This window comes from Nostoc sp. FACHB-892 (assembly GCF_014698795.1).
Classification (GTDB): Bacteria; Cyanobacteriota; Cyanobacteriia; order Cyanobacteriales; family Nostocaceae; genus Nostoc.
Genome location: NZ_JACJTR010000007.1, coordinates 191812 through 210988, shown reverse-complemented (window position 1 = coordinate 210988; position 19177 = coordinate 191812). Strand labels below are relative to the sequence as shown.

Annotated in this window: 17 protein-coding genes and 1 pseudogene; 9 read left to right on the top strand and 9 right to left on the bottom strand. The window is 41.1% G+C overall.

Annotated elements, in window-relative coordinates; translation table 11 throughout:
- Window positions 1–21 precede the first annotated feature (21 nt).
- Window positions 22–558, bottom strand: a complete 537-nt coding sequence (locus H6G96_RS12385; protein ID WP_190911727.1) for a nucleotidyltransferase family protein — start codon at window positions 556–558, stop codon at window positions 22–24.
- Window positions 559–753: 195 nt separating this feature from the next.
- Here H6G96_RS12385 and H6G96_RS12380 point away from each other — a divergent pair, with 195 nt between their 5' ends.
- From H6G96_RS12380 to cobO, 3 genes are all read left to right on the top strand, one after another.
- On the top strand, window positions 754–2022 hold the full coding sequence (locus tag H6G96_RS12380) for a plasmid pRiA4b ORF-3 family protein (RefSeq protein ID WP_190911726.1): 1269 nt from the start codon (window positions 754–756) through the stop codon (window positions 2020–2022).
- 68 nt (window positions 2023–2090) lie between these two features.
- On the top strand, window positions 2091–2546 hold the full coding sequence (locus H6G96_RS12375; protein WP_347242220.1) for a GFA family protein: 456 nt from the start codon (window positions 2091–2093) through the stop codon (window positions 2544–2546).
- Window positions 2547–2963: 417 nt separating this feature from the next.
- Window positions 2964–3641 carry a cob(I)yrinic acid a,c-diamide adenosyltransferase gene (cobO, locus tag H6G96_RS12370; RefSeq protein ID WP_190911724.1) on the top strand — a complete coding sequence of 226 codons (678 nt, stop codon included), beginning with the start codon at window positions 2964–2966 and terminating at the stop codon, window positions 3639–3641.
- An 8-nt stretch (window positions 3642–3649) separates the two neighbouring features.
- Here cobO and H6G96_RS12365 read toward each other — a convergent pair whose 3' ends face one another.
- From H6G96_RS12365 to H6G96_RS12350, 4 genes are all read right to left on the bottom strand, one after another.
- Complete coding sequence (locus H6G96_RS12365; RefSeq protein WP_190911723.1) at window positions 3650–4351, bottom strand: hypothetical protein; 702 nt, start codon at window positions 4349–4351, stop codon at window positions 3650–3652.
- Between the two features lie 448 nt (window positions 4352–4799).
- Window positions 4800–5783: an RNA polymerase sigma factor, RpoD/SigA family gene (locus H6G96_RS12360; RefSeq protein ID WP_190911722.1), complete on the bottom strand. Its 984-nt coding sequence runs from the start codon at window positions 5781–5783 to the stop codon at window positions 4800–4802.
- Between the two features lie 552 nt (window positions 5784–6335).
- On the bottom strand, window positions 6336–8066 hold the full coding sequence (locus H6G96_RS12355; RefSeq protein WP_190911809.1) for an ATP-binding protein: 1731 nt from the start codon (window positions 8064–8066) through the stop codon (window positions 6336–6338).
- A gap of 82 nt (window positions 8067–8148) precedes the next feature.
- A complete protein-coding gene (locus H6G96_RS12350; protein WP_190911721.1) occupies window positions 8149–8943 on the bottom strand; it encodes a glutathione S-transferase family protein in 795 nt (264 codons plus the stop codon).
- A gap of 830 nt (window positions 8944–9773) precedes the next feature.
- Here H6G96_RS12350 and H6G96_RS12345 point away from each other — a divergent pair.
- Both H6G96_RS12345 and H6G96_RS12340 read left to right on the top strand, forming a co-directional pair.
- The gene (locus H6G96_RS12345) at window positions 9774–10571 is read left to right on the top strand and encodes a fasciclin domain-containing protein (protein ID WP_190911720.1); all 798 of its coding nucleotides are present in this window, start codon (window positions 9774–9776) and stop codon (window positions 10569–10571) included.
- A gap of 296 nt (window positions 10572–10867) precedes the next feature.
- Entirely contained in the window at window positions 10868–11029 is a 162-nt protein-coding gene (locus H6G96_RS12340) for a metallothionein (protein ID WP_100903011.1), read from the top strand.
- Window positions 11030–11223: 194 nt separating this feature from the next.
- Here the strand turns inward: H6G96_RS12340 and hemL are convergent, their stop codons facing one another.
- Window positions 11224–12522: a glutamate-1-semialdehyde 2,1-aminomutase gene (hemL, locus tag H6G96_RS12335; protein ID WP_190911719.1), complete on the bottom strand. Its 1299-nt coding sequence runs from the start codon at window positions 12520–12522 to the stop codon at window positions 11224–11226.
- Between the two features lie 105 nt (window positions 12523–12627).
- On the opposite strand from hemL, the gene H6G96_RS12330 reads away from it, so the two are divergent.
- A complete protein-coding gene (locus H6G96_RS12330; RefSeq protein WP_100899632.1) occupies window positions 12628–12816 on the top strand; it encodes a ChaB family protein in 189 nt (62 codons plus the stop codon).
- A gap of 101 nt (window positions 12817–12917) precedes the next feature.
- On the top strand, window positions 12918–13568 hold the full coding sequence (hisIE, locus tag H6G96_RS12325; protein ID WP_190911718.1) for a bifunctional phosphoribosyl-AMP cyclohydrolase/phosphoribosyl-ATP diphosphatase HisIE: 651 nt from the start codon (window positions 12918–12920) through the stop codon (window positions 13566–13568).
- A gap of 194 nt (window positions 13569–13762) precedes the next feature.
- Here hisIE and H6G96_RS12320 read toward each other — a convergent pair whose 3' ends face one another.
- Window positions 13763–15022 (bottom strand): MFS transporter, encoded by a 1260-nt coding sequence (locus H6G96_RS12320; RefSeq protein ID WP_242063259.1) that lies wholly within the window; start codon window positions 15020–15022, stop codon window positions 13763–13765.
- A 488-nt stretch (window positions 15023–15510) separates the two neighbouring features.
- On the opposite strand from H6G96_RS12320, the pseudogene H6G96_RS12315 reads away from it, so the two are divergent.
- Window positions 15511–15702, top strand: a pseudogene (locus tag H6G96_RS12315) (DUF2811 domain-containing protein); the annotation flags it as partial.
- Between the two features lie 619 nt (window positions 15703–16321).
- Here the strand turns inward: H6G96_RS12315 and H6G96_RS12310 are convergent.
- On the bottom strand, window positions 16322–17041 hold the full coding sequence (locus H6G96_RS12310; RefSeq protein ID WP_190731217.1) for a response regulator transcription factor: 720 nt from the start codon (window positions 17039–17041) through the stop codon (window positions 16322–16324).
- A 648-nt stretch (window positions 17042–17689) separates the two neighbouring features.
- On the opposite strand from H6G96_RS12310, the gene H6G96_RS12305 reads away from it, so the two are divergent.
- Window positions 17690–18316: a CPP1-like family protein gene (locus H6G96_RS12305; protein ID WP_190911716.1), complete on the top strand. Its 627-nt coding sequence runs from the start codon at window positions 17690–17692 to the stop codon at window positions 18314–18316.
- Window positions 18317–18481: 165 nt separating this feature from the next.
- Here the strand turns inward: H6G96_RS12305 and H6G96_RS12300 are convergent, their stop codons facing one another.
- Entirely contained in the window at window positions 18482–19174 is a 693-nt protein-coding gene (locus H6G96_RS12300) for an HAD family hydrolase (RefSeq protein WP_190911715.1), read from the bottom strand.
- Window positions 19175–19177: the final 3 nt, after the last annotated feature.

Genomic DNA, 19177 nt, shown 5'->3' with positions numbered 1-19177 from the left:
GCTATAACCCGACTGTAACTTTTAAGCCAACCGCAGATAAGGACACTTTTGTAAAAACCCAGAAGCTTTATTGTGGGCATTTAGGTTATGAGTATGTGCTGGCGTAGCTCGAATAATGCCACCAAACAGGTCATCTAATCCGTAGGGAGTGAAAAATTGCCATTGGCCTTGTGTATCTAGTCGAACTCCGACAGCAGTAGCGGTGTGCAGCCAATCTGTGATGCCATCCTCTGTACTAGTGTAAGGTCTGCTACCAAGCCGCCACCGAGTAAAACTAGCTTGATTTTTGACATCAAACTGGTCATCAGGAAATTGTTCTGTGAGAGTAGCCTTTGCTGCTAGTTCTTCAGAACGGTTCCCCTCTATATCAAAGAATGCAATATCAAAATCTTTAATACCTAACCCACACTCATGTCCAAAAATTGAAGACCAAACAGTGTTTCTAACTGCACCCCCGGCTAACCACCAGTTAGGTAGATTTAGTTGAGCGATCGCAGGTAATACTATATCAATAGGTGTATCAGCTAAAATCATCTGTAGACGAGTGTTACTATTCATATCAAATCCCTGGGATTATCAACTAGAAGGTGAAAATATTATCATTCAGATTTCATTAAGCTTACGGTCTTGATAGACCTACTATGACACTTAGCAGGTTAAGGTTTACTAGGGTAACTCTTGGAATCATAGTATAAAGGAAACAGGGTTTTACGGAAGGTTAAATTGTGAATTTCAAATTTATAATTTTTATTTATGGAAGATTTATTTGCGCGGCTAGAACGCACACTCAATCCTGAACTACCTTCCTTAACAGAGTCACAACAACAACTTCTACAAGAACTTAGCATTGATGAAAATCAACCCGGTACAATTCTGCGGGATTTTCAAACCCTGATAGATTTCTTACAACCAAATGGAGTGGAAGTTAGTAGTGTTAATAACCTTCTACCCTTGAAAGTACTATCAGAACTTAATTCTCGCTTAAGTCACCCAATTGCAACTAAACTCAAACGTCCCGTACAGAAATCATACCCATACATTAATGGGCTATATCTGTTATTACGCAGTTCTGGGATAGCCCAAATTACATCCCAAGCTAAGAAACAAATTTTAGTATTAGACGTAGCCGCCTTAGAATCATGGTCAAATCTTAACCTAACAGAACGCTATTTCAACTTATTAGAAGCCTGGTTGATCTGGGGAAATAACGAAATTTTGGGTGAGCATCAAGACTCATTCGGGAATTTATTTAGATGCATTCAACTTTGGCCCCGTATCTCAGACAAAGGTTTAAAATTTCCTAAATATGAAGACCAACACGATATTAGTTATTACCCCGGTCTGCATAATGTTGCCCTTTTAGAGCTATTTGGGTTGTTATCTATCAAGCAGGGAAAGCCGCAAGAAGGGAAGGGGTGGCGGATTGCTAGTTTACAACGTTTGCCCTTTGGTGATGCTCTGTTACAATTACTATTCCCACTGGGGATACAAGGAGAATTACAGGATGATGTTAATGTAACTTTTGGAAAATTACAGTCACATTTTCAACCATTTTTTCCAGAATGGAAACATAATCTGTTTGTTCCGAAGCAAGGCTTCACTGATGGTATTTATATTTTTAAAGTGTCTATTTATCAAGCTTGGAGACGCATTGCTATACCAGCAAGAAAACCATTAGGCTGGCTAGCAGAGACAATTCTTGATGCTTTTGATTTTGACTACGACCATTTATATGAGTTTAGTTATAAAGATCGTTTTGGGCGTAGTATCAAAATAGGTCATCCGTACATGGAAACTCCTCCATTTGCAGATCAAGTGCAGATTGGTAACTTGTCTTTAGAACCGGGTGCTAAAATGACCTATCTTTATGATTTTGGCGACAACTGGAAATTTGATGTGCAGTTAGAAGCAATTAATCCACCTGATAATAAAATCAAAAAACCAAAGATTTTAGAAGTTCACGGAAATGCACCTCAACAATATTGGAGTGAAGATGATGAATCAGATAAAGATGAAGAATGAGGAAATAATAGAATGAGATAGCATTAGTTATAATCAGGCAACACCAAATTTTAAAGGAGATGAAACCTGTGAGTCTTCCATATACTGGAGGTTGTCAATGTGGACACATTCGTTACGAAATTCATGCTGAACCGTTAACTCTCTACGTATGCCACTGTAAAGAGTGTCAAAAACAATCGTCTAGTGCCTTTGGAATGTCTTTTACAGTACCACGAGATGCTGTTGTAATCGTTCAGGGGCAACCGAAGGCTTGGACTCGCAAAGCTGATAGCGGACGCGAAATAAATAATTTGTTCTGTGGTGATTGCGGAACGCGATTGTTCCATGAACGGACTTATAACCCAGATACTATCAACGTTAAACCCGGAACCTTAGATAATACAAGTTGGTTACGCCCAGTTGGGAACGTTTGGACACGCAATGCCCAATCATGGGTGATAATTTCAGACCAATTGCTCAATTATGATGGGCAACCAGAGGATATGCGCCCTCTGCGGGAAAAATGGACACAACAGCATCCATAAACCCATAACACCCTACAGCACTACCCCGACAACTCCTAAGATAATATTCTATAAATAGTTAAACTAAATAGCACAGGTAACGCATTCTCAAGGCTGCAATCGAGTACCCTCGGTTGGTAATATAACTTATGACTGTACTAAACAATATAATGACAAAATTTTTCTGGTAAGTGCCTTAATGAACATATTAAATTATTTAAAATAGTAATAATAAACTAAAATTATAAGTTCAGTTTGTATATCATAGGATTTTCTATACTTGTTTGCAAATCATGTTAAAAAAAGCTTATACACTATTAATATTTCATGTGAAAATCCTTGGACATTTTCAATCGATTTATTTAAGTGAAATTTGATAAAAAACAATATTTTGGCTCATTTTCAACATTTTTAACAGTTAATTTCTAAACAAGATTAATGAAAAACGATACACCAGAAGAATTAAACCCAGACCAAGAGATTGGGCGCTTGATTGATGAAGTTATGTCTTCATCTCTGACTGATGAACAGTATCGCAAAAAGATGCAGCGACGCAAAGAAGTGCAGGATCAACGCATAGCACAAGCTGTACCAGAAAAAGGATTAATTATTGTAAATACTGGTAATGGTAAAGGTAAAACCACCGCCGCCTTGGGAATGGTATTACGATCGCTAGGTCACGGGTATAAAGTAGCGATCGTCCAATTTATCAAAGGTAGCTGGGAACCTTCAGAAAAAAGGGTTTTTAGCTATTGGGAAGACCAGTTAGAATTTCACGCAATGGGCGAAGGCTTCACTTGGGAAACTCAAGACCGCGATCGCGATCTCGACAAAGCTAGCGCTGCGTGGGAAAAATCATTAGAATACATCCGTAACCCAGATTTTCATCTGGTGTTGTTAGATGAAATCAATATCGCTCTAAAAATGTCTTACTTAGATGTAGAGGATGTTTTAGCGGGATTGGCGCAAAAACCAGCTAATAAGCACGTAATCCTCACAGGTAGAGGCGCACCAGCTGCTTTAATTGAGCGTGCTGACCTCGTAACCGAAATGACCCTAGTTAAACATCCTTTCCGCGATCAAGGTGTTAAGGCGCAAGCAGGAATTGAGTATTAACTTGAAGATTACTTACACATTTGCAGCGTGTGGCGATCGCTAGCTGTAATGGAATTTAACTGATAAAAGTCTTGCAGAGCCACCGAGTAAGCATAACTGCTGAACTCATCTTCACTAACTTTAGATGGTCTATTGCTTGCAGCGACCTGATTCGACCGAGGATAACTGGCTTCATTTGACGAACCATTAACCGTCATCGCCAACTCTCCTGAGGGGTTGAGTGTACCTTGAAAACAATTAAACTCTGATTGGGGCATATACAATGCACCAGTTACCTTGCCCTGTTGCTTTTGAAATATGATGTAACCTTGACCTAGTTGGTTTGATTTTGGGGATTGACCATAAAGATAAATCCCATCTTTTACAGGAAAATTCGCTTTTGGTAAAACTTCTGCGCCTTTTGTAGCTCCTTGAGAACCTGGAACCAACGCTGTGGTTGTAGGTAATGTTTTTCCGCTCTTATGACCAAAAAAACCTCTATCTCCAGAAGCCGCATTGAGTTGACCTCTCTGCTCTCTAACTCTTCTTAGCTGCGATAAAAGAGAGTTTTCGCTGGGTTTCTGAATCTGAGCCGATGAGAATGAAGAACCTGTAACCGATACTACTTGAGTCTGTTTGGCCATAAAGCCCAAACCGAGAAGTAAGCCTAAGCCCGCGAGGGAAATTCCCCACTGACGGGGAGATAATAACTGATGAAGGTTGTTAAGCACCCTACTTCTCCTGTTAAAAAACGAACTAAGTTCTCTAGAACTTGCTTAAATCATAACCAAGTCTTAACTGCCAAAGACTTTGCTAACGATTTATATTACTATTGTCCAAAAAAGAAAACTGTCAAAAACTAAAGTTTTTATTTAATTGAATTCAATAACCTTAGATTACCATCACTTAGAGTATTTATTCTTCATCCAATAGATTCATCCCATCGGGTGAGGTTAAGTAGAAATAAACAGCTCTCAATCAATATCGGTTTTTTGACATCTTGTTTTTTGCTTTTTAATAAATAAAAATTACTGACACTATTTTTTAAAATGTTTTTCCGTATAAATACAGGGTAAAATTTAAATATTTTCCTGATTGTCAGCAAAAAAAATAGCCCCCTGAATTCAGGAGGCGCATCACCAAGGTGGTGGAAAGACGCGAAATGCCGCGTCTCTCATTTTAACTAGCAACGTATTCTTTAACATTGGCACGACGGCGACGCAGATGAGCCAAAGCTTGATGCTCTAACTGGCGGACGCGTTCACGGCTGAGATTCAATCTCTCACCCACTTTCGCCAATGACATTTCATTACCATCTTCTAAACCAAAGCGCAGGGCTAAAACTTGTCGCTGTTGCGGAGTTAGTTCTGCTAGGAGGTTGTTCAAGTCTTGGCGTAAGAATTCCTGGTTGGTGTAATACTCTGGTGATGGGCCGTCATCTTCGAGCATTTCTTGCAACTCAGTATCCTGGTTGTCGCCAACTTTAACATCCAAGGATACTGGTTGACGGGCCATGTTCAGGTACTCGCGGATCTGAGCAGGTTCTATTTCCAGTTCTTTGGCAATTTCGGCTGGAGTAGGCGATCGCCCCAAGGTTTGAGCCAATTCGCGCTGCACTTTCTTGATTTTATTCAGTTTTTCGGTAATGTGGATCGGTAAGCGGATGGTACGGCCTTGTTGAGCGATCGCACGAGTAATCGCTTGGCGAATCCACCAGTAAGCATAGGTTGAGAACTTATAACCCCTCATTGGGTCAAATTTCTCCACACCCCTCTCTAATCCTAGCGTTCCTTCCTGGATTAAATCCAGAAACTCCATATTCCGCTTTTGATATTTTTTGGCAATAGCAACGACCAAGCGCAAATTCGCTTCGATCATTTTTTGCTTTGCCCGCTTACCTTGAGCGACAGTTTGTTGTACCTCGGTTTCCGACTGTTGGACGTGGTCAGCCCACTCTGACATATCCGGTTCGCGGTGCAGCTTCTTCGCCAAAGCTTCTTTGGCATCGATGAACTTCATCATCTGTTGCACCTGCTTCCCATAGACAATTTCTTGTTCACGGGTTAGCAGTGGTACACGACCAATTTCTCGCAGATAGGTTCTTACCATATCAGCTGTGAATTTGGTGTTGAGGTTTTCCGTTTGGGTGTTGACAGTAGGCATTGATGTGTTATCCTCTACTCCGTAAACACAATGTATGTTTTCTTACTAAAATCGATGGGAGAAAGGTAGTACATCTATCACGAAATATCGGGAGCTATCAAAAGTAATTATCAATTGATCTAGCCGTTGTTCAGACGGTAAACTCCCAATGATAGGTTCCCCTACCTTCCCTAAATTTTCAATCTTTATATAAGCACGCTGGTTGTTTTCGAGAATTCTTCTTTTAGGCAGTTACTTAGTAGCAACTGCAAATCCGAAGTCGATATGAGTTCTATTTACTTTATAGTACGATAAATCAGGCAAATAGTAAAGTTTTTTAAGATTAAATCTTTAATTATAATTCAAAATTGCCGATTTGCAAAAAAAAATTAAACTTCCTTGAAATTACTGACTATATCTATAGTGACGCTAAAAACCCCTCTTCTGTTGCCCAAAACTAGCCGGATAACCGAACTTAATTTCCCGCGATAATGGAGGGATGTTACGAATTAGGGATTTGTCATTAGTCATTGGTCATTTGCAAAGGACAAAGGATAACTGACCAATGACTATCTAGAATCCCAGGTCAGCTTTGGCTAGTTCAGCAGCAGCGAATACTTCTGCGTCAGGTTTTTCTTCCCAGGCTGGTTCACCAATTTCTTCATAAAAAGTTGCGTCGTAAGGACGGGTACGTACTACTACTGGCATCGGAACCGCATGACCCAAAATTAAAGCTTGTTGCTTAGAGTCTAGCTTTGCCAATACCGATCGCAGTCCGCCACCACCAGATACACCTGTAAAAATCGCGTCAATGTCTTTTTCGTCATTCAGCAAAGCGGTAATGCGAGTCCCAATCTGAGACATAACTTCATTATCGATACCCGATGGACGTTGATCAACTACCAAAAGTGTGACGAAATATTTCCGCAATTCGCGGGCAATAGTCCCAAAGATAGTGCTTTGTACTACTCCTGGGTCTAGAAAACGGTGCGCCTCTTCAATGGTAATCATCAATGGCGTGGGGCGATCGTTCGGATTCTTGCTTTGCAGGAATTTATCTGCTTTCTTGACGTAATGCTCGTGGATACGTCGGGTGATCATATTCGTCACCAACATATAAGAGAGCATATTAGACTGGGAACCAAATTCTATCACAACATTCTTCCCAGCTTCCAGACACTGAACAATTTTACTAATATAATTCTGAGGGCAAACCGCTCGCATATACTTCAAGCTATCCATCCGCAAGAGTTTGCGCTGTAATGCCATAATCGAGCCTTTATGTCCCCGCTTCTCGTCGCAGAACATCTCGATTTCTTCGTTAGTCATGTTCAGCAACTGGACAATCCAAGACTTGCCAAACTCGCTATATAGAATATTGGCGTTATCCAAGGCTGCGTCAGAGAGTCCTAAATCTCGGCTACATAACTTAATATCTTCAACTTCTATTTGCTCATAACTCAAATAAAGTTCTTGAGCATCACGCACCCCCCGGCGCTTTGTCGATTCCGGGTCGAGGGTGTAAACTTCCACCTTACTAGGAAAAAGTTGTTTTAAACCCTTAACTGTGTTTACGTTCTTCCCTTCTGCAACGGCTTCCCAGCCATATTCAGAGTGCATATCAAAAATTAAGTTTACTGCCGCACTTTTACGGATAACGCCAGCTAAAAGTAACCGTGTTAGAAAGGATTTACCAGTACCAGATTTGCCAAAAACCCCATTACTCCGTTCTACGAAGCGATTTAAATCGATGCAAACGGGCACATCCATATCCAAAGGTTTGCCGATGGAAAAATTGCGCCTTTGGGGGTCATCTTCCCAACCAAATACCCGACGAAAATCTTCAACACTTGCTTCGTAAACTTGACTAAAGTGGCTAGGAATAGTTTTAACAGGCAACAATTCCATCGTAGTACTGGTTTGCGGCACAAATGAAGCCAAACCCGTCACTGATGGGAGGAAGGGATTTGTTGATTTGCCATTTGTAGGAGAGAAAGATTCTTCAGTTTCGGGAGTGAACATCAACATCGGCGCGAGGTTGATAGTACCGTATGTTCCACTTCCGGCTAAAACATCTCGTAAAAAAGTGTCTTCCCAACTAGGGGGATTGGCAATAATTCGGGCATTAGCAGCTCCCAATGCTACATCTGTCAGCATACAAAAAAAGCGCGATCGCATCCCTTGCACAACAAGAAACTTACCCACCCGCATATCTTCCACAGAAATGTCAGGATGCAATCGCACTTCTAAACCTTCAGTTAAAGAACCTTGAATAACCGAACCTAATGGCTGTACCGAATTCATCTGATTAGTCATTGGTCATTTGTCATTTGTCATTAGTTATTCTCCCCCAATGCCCTATGCCCTATGCCCAATGCGCCATTACCTAATCAATTTGAATCGAAGTTGGCGCACTTCCGGTTGGTGGAGTAGTACTGATTAATGGTTTACGGAATTGGGCATAAAGGCGATCGCGCCAGCTAAAGAATGGTTCATAATTTATATTCTCTGCAAAGATTGGCAATCCTTTTCCTCTGAGAGAAGCTGGTAAATCCAGATAGGGGCCAGAGGGGAACTTGAGCAATATTGATAAGCCAGCTACTGCTAAGTCAGCTAAAGTCGGTTCATCTCCTGTTAAATAAGGACTATCTGCCAATAATAACGTTACCGCTTCCAAATCTTGTTTTAAAGATGCGATCGCTGATTGAATAACATCCGGGCTATAACCTACTCCAAAACCGAACATTGTCAGTAAATCAGTGGGTACTCCTCCAACCAGACTTTTAAATATATCTGGTGTTGAGGTGGGTAATAAAGATTTACGGAAATTTTGGTCTTGACTTATGGCAGCAAATAGTGCTTTACGACCTTTGATGCCTATGGACTCATCAGCCCATTCTTCTATTAATAAAGTTAAACCCCGTTTTTTGGGATCTTGCGGTATTATTGGGCGATCGGGATACTCTAAGTCTAAATACTTAGCTATTTCCGTAGAATCCACAATATACTTGTTCCGATCCTTTAATACCGGAACTTGTCTTTGACCAGTCAGCCGGAACAGTTCTACTTGTCCAATCCCAGGCGTAACCTCTATTTTGCGATAATCTAGTCCTTTAAAATCTAGAATTAGGCGTACTTTCTCTGAGTATTGAGATAGTTCCCATTGGTATAATTCCAGCATCTTGTATACCTTGTAACTGGTCAACTTCTTAACTTTACAATTGTATCTTTAGTTAAGGTAATTTTTCTTTACATTAGTTGCTTGTAGTTAATCTAATTGAGATTAGGATTGAACTTATATAGCGGTTCTCGTTTACGTGAGGTACACCCGTAGGGGCACGGCATCTCCCCTATACCTTGGAATATAATCTTATACCGCATTTGAATTGGAACCGACGTATATGATTTTTGGCAAAATTATCGATTAAAAAAATATTATTTTCTCAGTGATTAAAATATAAAATAATTCAATAATTGAGCATACATAAACAAATTTAACTGCTCAGTCCTGGCATTCAGTAGTTACTTTAATCTCTCTACCTGTTAGCCTACGTAATAAATTTAGTTATTTACTCTCTGTAGTTTTCCTGAGTATTAAATTAGTAATTTTGACATTATTACGACCAGACGCGTTGACGATTAACAGTCAACAGTCAACAGTCAACAGTTAACACGAAATTCCATCCCCTTTTACGGGTGAGATGAGCTTAACAAAGCTTGTTATAACTCATAAATTGTAAATATATTTTTCGATTTTTTAAGAGTTTAAGCTACACCAAGCCAGGCTTTTTAACTCCTTTTGGTGTAATGGAGAAAATTTACTCAATTTACATGAAATATATGCTAAGTATATTTGATCCTTGTTAAGCCTGAATCGAGGTTAGATATTTGACCTCATAAACACAAACTCATCGGATGAATAATTTTACTTTCCTCTTCGGTTAGATTTTGTGCATAGCAAAATGTTATAAATCTTTATGTAATGTGTGGACAAAAAGACAAACAAAATTTATGAAGACAAATTACAGCAAATTGCTGACCACGTTGGCAGGCATAGCAGGATTTACAAGTTTCAGCCTTCTCATTACTTTACCATCCGATGCGAAATCCGCACTAAATCCTAACCCCAGTATTTTCAAAGAAGCCCCTTATAATCAGGGTCAACGCCTTCAAGCAAACGCTTCCCTAATAGAAAAAAGCAATACCAAGGGTCAACAACTAGCACAGCAGAGTGGTGGAACGCTAAATCCCAGACCAAGTATTTTCAACGAGCCTCCCTATAACCGTGGTGGTAGTGTTACACCTAGTGAACCAACACCCGGCACTCCAGGAACTCAACCTACCCAGACACTTCCTACAACTCCATCAACCCCAGGTTCAACCGACACTCAGGGTAAAAACTTGTTAGCGTTGGCAGAGTCAAACGCTTCTTTTACCACCTTAACTAAGGCTTTGAAAGCAGCAGGATTGACTGGAGCTTTACAAGGCAAAGATAACCTAACTATTTTTGCACCCACTGATGCAGCTTTTGCTAAGTTGCCACAAGATGCTTTGCAAGAATTGTTAAAACCAGACAACAAAGAAGTATTGCTCAAGATTTTGACTTACCATGTAGTACCTGGTAAGGTATTGTCCACTGATTTGAAGTCTGGTGAAGTTAAAAGCCTTGAAGGCGGCGCAATCAACGTTAAAGTTGATCCTGCTACTGGTGTAACTATCAACGATGCTAGAGTGACACAGGCAGATATCACAGGCAGCAATGGTGTAATCCACGCAATTGATCAAGTGATTTTACCTCCTGATTTGTAGCTTTTCGGTATCAGTACAACCTGTAGCAGACTAGGTTGGCATAAAATATTAATAGGAAAAAATTCCGTTCAGATATTATTTTGGACGGTTTTTTTGTAATAAAGTGAGTTAAATTAGCAACCCGCCTACAAATTAGAGCAGATTGATATTAAGTTCGGCTAATCACTTTTTATTAAAATCTCTTTGCGTGCCCTTGCTCTCGCCTCAGCCTAAATAATAAGTCTTTATATGACGCATACCAGACAGAAACAATTCATGTATTGTTAAAGTAATCTCAACAGGAAATGGAGAAAGTTATGACAACCGTAACCCAAATGAAATGCGCCTGTCCGACTTGCCTGTGTATCGTTTCACTTGAGGATGCTATTAAAGAAGACGGCAAACACTATTGCTCCCAAGGCTGTGCTGAAGGTCATAAAACTATTAAAGGCTGTAGTCACGGAGGTTGTGGCTGTTAATATGTAGAGTGCGTTAGCTGAAAGTACGCACCTCAGAATCGTGCGTACTTTCAGCTAACACAACGCCAGTTGCTATAGCAAAGAAACAAGCTAAACCTCGGGTAGAGAAGGGAAGAGAAGTTTTGAGCAGAGGAAGCCTCCGCTCACAGTTCTCTAGTCAATGCATTGGCTCCCCTACTTTGACTAGGTTCGCATTACAAACTAGACATTACATCCCGTGCAACTGCTAAAGTCTGCTCAATGTCTTCTTCAGTGTGAGCAAAAGACGTAAACCCAGCTTCAAACTGGGAGGGTGCTAAGTAAACACCCCGTTCTAACATACCGCGATGGAAGCGTCCGAATTTAGCTGTATCAGACTTTTTCGCATCTTCGTAGTTATTAACTGGGCCAGAGGTAAAAAATAAACCAAACATGGCGCTGATTTGACCACCACAAGCCGCGTGGCCAGTTTCTTTAGCAATTTGCAGCAAACCATCTGCTAGCTTTTTAGTAATTCGCTCAAGATAATCGTAAGTACCTGGCTTTTGCAGCAATTCTAAAGTCTTAATACCAGCAGTCATCGCCAAAGGATTACCAGAAAGAGTCCCAGCTTGATATACGGGGCCGGCAGGGGCAACCATTGACATAATATCTCGACGGCCGCCATAAGCTCCAACTGGCAAACCACCACCAATCACCTTACCCAAGGTCGTTAAATCGGGAGTAACGCCAAATTTTTCTTGAGCGCCACCGTAAGCAATGCGGAAGCCTGTCATCACCTCGTCAAATACCAATAACGCTCCATGCTCGTGAGTCAGTTCCCGTAATCCTTCTAAGAATCCAGCGTCAGGTGTAATAAACCCAGCGTTGCCGACAACTGGCTCAAGAATGACACCAGCAATCTCGTCGCGGTTTTCTTCAAACAAGGCTTTGACGGATTCTAGGTCATTGAAAGGTGCGGTTAGAGTGGCGCTAGTTGCCGCTTTCGGAACTCCCGGTGAGTCTGGCAAGCCAAGTGTGGCAACACCAGAACCTGCCTTCACTAGAAACGTATCGGCGTGTCCGTGGTAGCAGCCTTCAAATTTGATGATTTTATCTCGTTTTGTGAAAGCCCGCATCAGCCGCAAAACTCCCATACAAGCTTCAGTTCCAGAGTTGACAAATCTGACCATTTCAATGCTAGGAACGGCATCAATAACCATTTCTGCCAAAACATTTTCTAGAACTGAGGGAGCGCCAAAACTCGTGCCTTTTTCTAAAGCTTCATGCAAGGCTGCAATTACTTCTGGATGAGCATGACCGCAAATAGCTGGGCCCCAAGTACCTACATAGTCTATGTATTGATTGCCATCTACATCCCAAATATATGCGCCTTTTACACGATCAAAAACGATGGGTTGTCCACCCACAGATTTAAAGGCACGAACCGGAGAACTGACTCCTCCGGGCATGAGGTTTTGAGCAGCAGCAAAGATTTCTTGTGATTTTGTTGTTTTAATTGTGGTATTTACCAAGGTTCTCTCCTAACAGTGGGCAATAAAAAGCTCTATCTTAGGATAGTGTCAAAAATTACTTAGAATTTCTATCCTATATAAATAGCTGAACCAAAAAATAATAATATGTTATACAACTCAAATAAAGACTTACCTCTAGATATTCAAACTCGATTATCTGAAGCATACCAGGATCTTTACCGAGCAGCTTTTAATTCGGCGATTCATTGGTATGGTGAAGCCTCAAAAGCTCACAAAGTCGCGTTGAGTGCTGTAAAAATGCAGTCTGCTATGGAACGGAATGTTCTTGTTTAGAGCTACATAAGATAGTTAAATTTAAGAAAATATGCCAGCGGCCCTATTCAGAATGGTATCGTGAATCCATGAATTATTCTTATTAGAGCAAACTAGCTGGTATGTCTTCTAACGATTCACGCTCACTGCATTACGCCATCCCTGTTGAGGAAATTCGCTACGATGAACGGGGTTTAGTGCCTGCAATTGTCCAAGATTATTTGGATGGTACTGTCCTAATGATGGCGTGGATGAATCAGGAGTCATTACAAAAAACTTTAGAAACTGAAGAAACTTGGTTTTGGAGCCGTTCCCGGCAAAAGTTTTGGCACAAGGGGGCGACTTCTGGACATATTCAAAAAGTGCAGAGTATCCGTTATGACTGTGATAGTGATGCGCTACTCATAGGTGTAGAGCAATTAGGAGATGTTGCTTGTCACACTGGAGAACGCAGTTGCTTTCACCAAATAGAAGGGAGTATTGTTCCACCACCAGGGGATACATTGTCACAATTGTTTCAAATAATATGCGATCGCCGCGACAATCCTACTGAAAGTTCTTATACCTGTAAACTATTCGCAGGTGGCGATAACAAAATATTGAAAAAGATTGGTGAAGAAACCGCCGAGGTGGTAATGGCTTTTAAGGATGATGAAGCAGATGCGATCGCAGGTGAAGTAGCCGATTTGCTATATCATACTTTGGTTGCCTTAGCTCACCATAAAGTTGATCTGAAATCTGTATATCGTAAGTTGCAAGAACGTCGCCAATGAGGGGGAAAGGGAGCAGGGGGAAGGAGGCTTTTCTGATTTTTGCACAGATGCGGTAATCATAAATGATTAACCGGACTTGATGATATGAAACCCTTTTTGCAGGAAAATTCCAGTATTCTTTCTCCCCTACCCCCTGTTCCCCTACCTCTTCGGTCAATAGAAAAAAAATAAGCGTACAGATGAGATGTGCCCCCCTACTCAACCAAAATTCGATTGAGATACTGTAAAATTGCCACAGCGATCGCCACACTCAAGATAAAGCCTAGCCATAAACTATTGGTAACAGTTTCCGGTTGATCTAATGCCCATCCACCCAAGGGATGACCAATAAAAGAGCCAACAGCCCAGCACAAAGCGTTGATGGAGAAATAAACGCCGCGTTGATTTTCCGGGGCTAACTCAGTGACTAAAGAGGCAGCAGATGGGGTATAAGAGACAATCGCCATAGCAAATACTCCCAATGCCAAAATTACCCAAACTAGATAGTGAGATGGGGCTGTGCCGCTTACCCAAATCAGACCAAAACCAATTGCCCAAAAAATGGCGGAAACAGTGAGCGCCAGTGTGTGTGAGCAGCGTTTTAAGATGCTGGTGACAGGCAACTGACAAATAATTGCGAACACCAAATGCCAAGCAAATAGTCCGCTAATGGTAGTTTCAGTAAATCCCTTGGCAGTATTTTCTACAAAGACAAAGTTTTTGAAGTAAAGCGGCAGGGTGCTGTGGATTTGAGAAATATAGATTGTAAAGAATATATTAACTGCTATGTAGACCAGGAAACGGCGATCGCTTAATACTGCTATCCAAGAAGCAATATATTGTGTCTTTTCAGATGCCTTTATCTGCTGTTGTTCGGTTTTACTAATTCCCACATAGACAACCCCAAAAAACACGAGAAAGGAGATGGCATCAATGACAAATAGCCACCGATAAGTTCCAATTATCGCGATCAAAAACCCAGCAAGCACAATTCCGATCGCTAACCCAAGATTATCAGCTAGTCGAGCGATCGCAAAAGTTTCGCGCCGATTGTCAATTTGGCTAGCGTCAGCAACAACAGCTTCAGCCGCCGGCCAATAGAAACCTATCCCTAAACCGCTAATCAAGCTACCAATTACCAAAATAGTAAAATTATTGGTTGCAGCTAACACTAGAGAAGCAATTGCTGAAATCGCCGTGGCTAGCAACAAAGTGCGGCGGCGACCCCAATGTTCAGAATCAGCCAAAGAACCACCTACAATCCTCCCCACAATGCCGGAAATCGAGGCGCTACCTAAGGCTACCCCAACACTGGTTGCAGATAAACCGAGTTGATTGACAAAAAAGATCGGGGCGTAAAACAAAGTAAAGCCTGTGCCAACTTCCGAGAGAAATCTACCAATTGCGAAAATCCATACCTGGGGATGTATCGACGGCAGCCACGATGATACAGGAGATTGAGAAGCTAATTTCATCAGGTTAAATGTCATGACTTGATAACATTTTTGTAATTCTTATCATTGGCTGCTATTTTCCTCACTCATTCCACAGGGTTTCCACAGGGATTTTAGCAGTTTTCCACAAGTACTCTACGAGCTAATGAGCTTCTTACTCTCTTGTTGGGGATTATTGATTAACAGTGGAAAGGAAGTTAATGGACTGAGTTTTTGTAAAGTAAAGTAACGAAAAATAGCATCAAATGCTGATTATTCCGTTCGCATTTATTTTTTATACAATCGTTTTTAACATTTCGCAGCATTGACAAACCCACCCCCTCTTGGCGCACAATGATTCGGCTTGCTTTTGTAGTTCGGTCAACCGTTGGCATCAAATGTGTAAAATATATTACCAATAGATGTGGGCGCAGATTGGCAAACTGGCGAAAGAGCGTGTGAAGTAGCTCTAAGCCGCTTTACCGCAAGCAACTTGTCCCTCTTGATTATCCTCATAGGAGGAAAATCTCATGAAATCAACGGTTAGCATCTTTACAGAAATTCCCGAAACACTCCACGAATCCTTAAAAAACTACTTAGAAACCCATCCCGATTGGGATGAAAATAGGGTATTAACGGCGGCACTATCATTGTTTTTACTCCAAAATGGAGATAGCGATCGCCGCGCTGCCCGAGTCTATCTAGAGACTTTGTTCCACCACTCCACAGTAAAAATGCCCAGCATTGATTCACCCGCAACAGCTAATCTACTAGACACCCCATAGGTACTGGTATAAACGGCGTTACTTTGGATCATGCCTTAATATGGGCACGGCAAACCGTGCCCGATCAATGGAATTTTGATCTAAAGCGATCGGCCATATCGGGGCAAGATTACAACAAAAAAGATCAGTAAATTCTGATCCTTAAAAAGGTTTCAATAATTTTTATTGTTGCCAAAACTAGTTGGTAATAGCGCAAGATTTAGAATTGAGGCAAAATTTGAATATATTGGCTAACCGTTAGTACTTGTTGTATAACGGTTTTATTTTGCATACAAACACGTTCATAGAGGCGCACAAATATACGCCTCTATGAACTCCAACCTAAGCAACGTTGTATTTACCAAAATAGTCTGATGCAAAAATATTTTCCAGCGAACTCTCTCCCCTGTCCACTGACTTAAAAGGATAAATATCTCAAATAACTGTCTGGTCTGTATTTGAGGAAAATTTATCTATTTTAATTGTCTTAATTTGTCTTTTACTAAAGCCAAATAAATTCACTAATGGCTCCCCCAAAAGTCAATAGTCAAGAGTTAAAAAACTCTAGACTATAAACTTAGGATTTGGCTTCCAATTGCTGGGGGTGAGCAGGAGATTCAAACTTATACCCTACGCCACGTACAGTTTGAATTAATGCTGGCTGACTAGCATCAATTTCAATCTTCTTGCGGATTTGACCGATATGGACATCTACAACCCGTTGGTCGCCGACATATTCATAGTCCCATACCTCTTGGATTAGCTCCGCACGCCGCCAAACTCGACCTGGATGACTGGCTAAAAAATGCAACAAATCAAATTCCAGAGCAGTTAAAGGTACTGATTGGTTATTAAGTGCCACCTCCCGTCGCACAGGATCAATCATAAGTTTTTCAAATACCAAGCGTTTCTGCTCGGCAGTAGTTATCACTCGTTGACGCCTTAAAATAGCTCCGACTCTGACTTCTAACTCTCCCAGCCCAAAAGGCTTGGTGAGATAGTCATCAGCACCTTTAGCAAAGCCGCGAATTTTGTCAGCTTCGTCAGCACGGCTAGTCAACATCAGAACAAAAACACCATTACGACTTTGCATCTCTTGGCAGAGGTTAAACCCTGTTACATCTGGTAAATTCACATCTAGAATTACCAAATCAGGGTTAAATTGCTCAAATAGAGTTAAGGCTGTCTTTCCATCTTCGGCAGCCTCTACCTGATAGTTCTGCTTAATCAGAAAGCGTTGGATTAAATTCCGAACCGCAGGATCGTCGTCAACTACAAGAATCTTGGCAGGAGCCATGACCATTTCTTTGCACAAAAATTCGTAAGATTAACATGAGGGTTGCGTAAAAACGCAGTTGCCACTTAGGGACTAACTAAGAATCTACATGGCTAAGGTATAAGATTCCTGATTATTCCAAAATAAATATTCTAATCAGGATTGTCGGCAACGAGAACGCTAAACTTATGTTAGCCACAGTATATAAGCGCTCTGACTTTAGCCGCAATAGCTCTTGACACCAAAACACGTTCTTGATCCGAGTTAGGTGGTAACTTAAAACGTTTCAATTTTAAATCGATATGCGGATATATACCACAAGCGATTATTCAGTATAATTAAAAAAAACTCTATTAGGGCACAGTAAGTTGCCAAATTTGAAACAGTAAAGTTGATTTATTCATAAAAACTATGTGTTTTCAGTACTCCCTGGTCAAATTCTAGATTAGAGCCAGAATTAAGCAACGACATGAGGGTATACACGGAGTTCTGGCGATATGTTAAAGTTACTATAGTTAAAATTACAAAGTCGATTAAACTAAGCCGTGCTACTATCCTGTTAGGGCATAAAATAGGTCGAAACTTTAGTTTCGATTAAAATAAAACCTAAAGCTGTTTTTTATTTTGACAAAAGACTGCCGCTGACTGAGGCTGAAGTAACAAACTCCCATGAGCGATCAAAATCCCTACGAAAAACTTGGGGTATCAGAAGAAGCTACCTTCGATGAAATTCAGGATGCTCGTAATCGCCTATTCGAGCAACATAATGGTGATGCCAAGCATTTAGAAGTAATTGAAGCAGCTTACGATGCGATTTTAATGGATCGCTTACGGATGCGCCAGGAAGGTAAAATTAAAGTCCCTGAACGTATCCGGTTTCCAGAGTTGCGAGTGCAATCGCCTCCTAAAGAAAGTCCAACCCCTCGTGAGCAGTCACCTGCATGGCTGCAACGGATGCTGGATCAGCCAACACCTGCCGATATACTCTTACCGGGAGCTTGGTTTCTTGGTTTGAGTTCTATCAGTGTGTTTTATCCAGAGGGAGGCGATCAGGTTTTACAGTTAGCATTGGTAGTTGGGGTAGGCACCAGTATTTACTTCCTTAATCGCAAGGAAAACAAATTTGGCCGAGCAGTTTTGTTCACCCTGGTCAGTTTAATCATTGGGTTAATTGCTGGGGGATTAGTTGCTAGCTGGCTCTTACCACAAATATCGTTCCTTAATTTGTCATCGAATCAGTTCTCTACTGTACTAACGTTTATATTGTTGTGGTTGGTTAGTAGTTTTCTACGGTAAACCACTACCCGCAAGTAAGTTTCTATAAAAGAAGACATGGTTTATGTGTGTTCTTCTTAAAATTTGAAAGTCAGGAGTCAGAATATCTATTCTGGCTCCTATTTTAATTGGCAACCTAAATACTGATTAATTTAATCTGTTGTCTGTTGCACCTACAGAGCTTTTTTAGACAAGATTTTTAGGCTTTAGTACTAAATCTACAGCAGTGCTAAAATCCTTAACGATTAAATCGGGGTAGTAAAGTTCCAATTGGATGCGATCGCGGATGCCAGATTCTACAGCCATCACCTTAATCCCATAATTTTTAGCTGCGGTGATGTCGGCTTCGGTATCTCCCACCATCCAGGTATCAGTAGCCGGGGGCAGTTCTTTTAAAGCCCTAGCCATCAACAAGGGCTTATCTTCAATATCACGAGTTTTAACGTAGTCATTACTCAAGCAATAACAACGATTTTCTGGAAAAAATCTCCCTAAATCGTGTTTTTTGAAGGCATAATCTAGTTCCCGAACTCGGCGCATGGTCATAACTGCTAAATCAATTCCAGCTTGTTGAATTTTTAACAGTGCATCCACAGCACCAGGCGCGAGAGTGTCATAGTCAAAGTAGGGTTCTGTATGCACAGTTTGCCGCCGCAACTGGGCAAATTCTTGGGCTTGGGCTTCATCTAAGCCAGAATTCAAGGCAATTTGTTTTTCGGGAACGCGCGATCGCTTTAACTGCCAAAATTCCGCTTTCGGAAGTTCTTGCACTACTTGGTCTGGGCGACGGGTTTTCTCTAAGCAGAATTGATAAACACGGTAGTACCGTTCGGAAACATCAATAATTGGGCCGTCGAAGTCAGTAATAAGTCTTAGCATCGG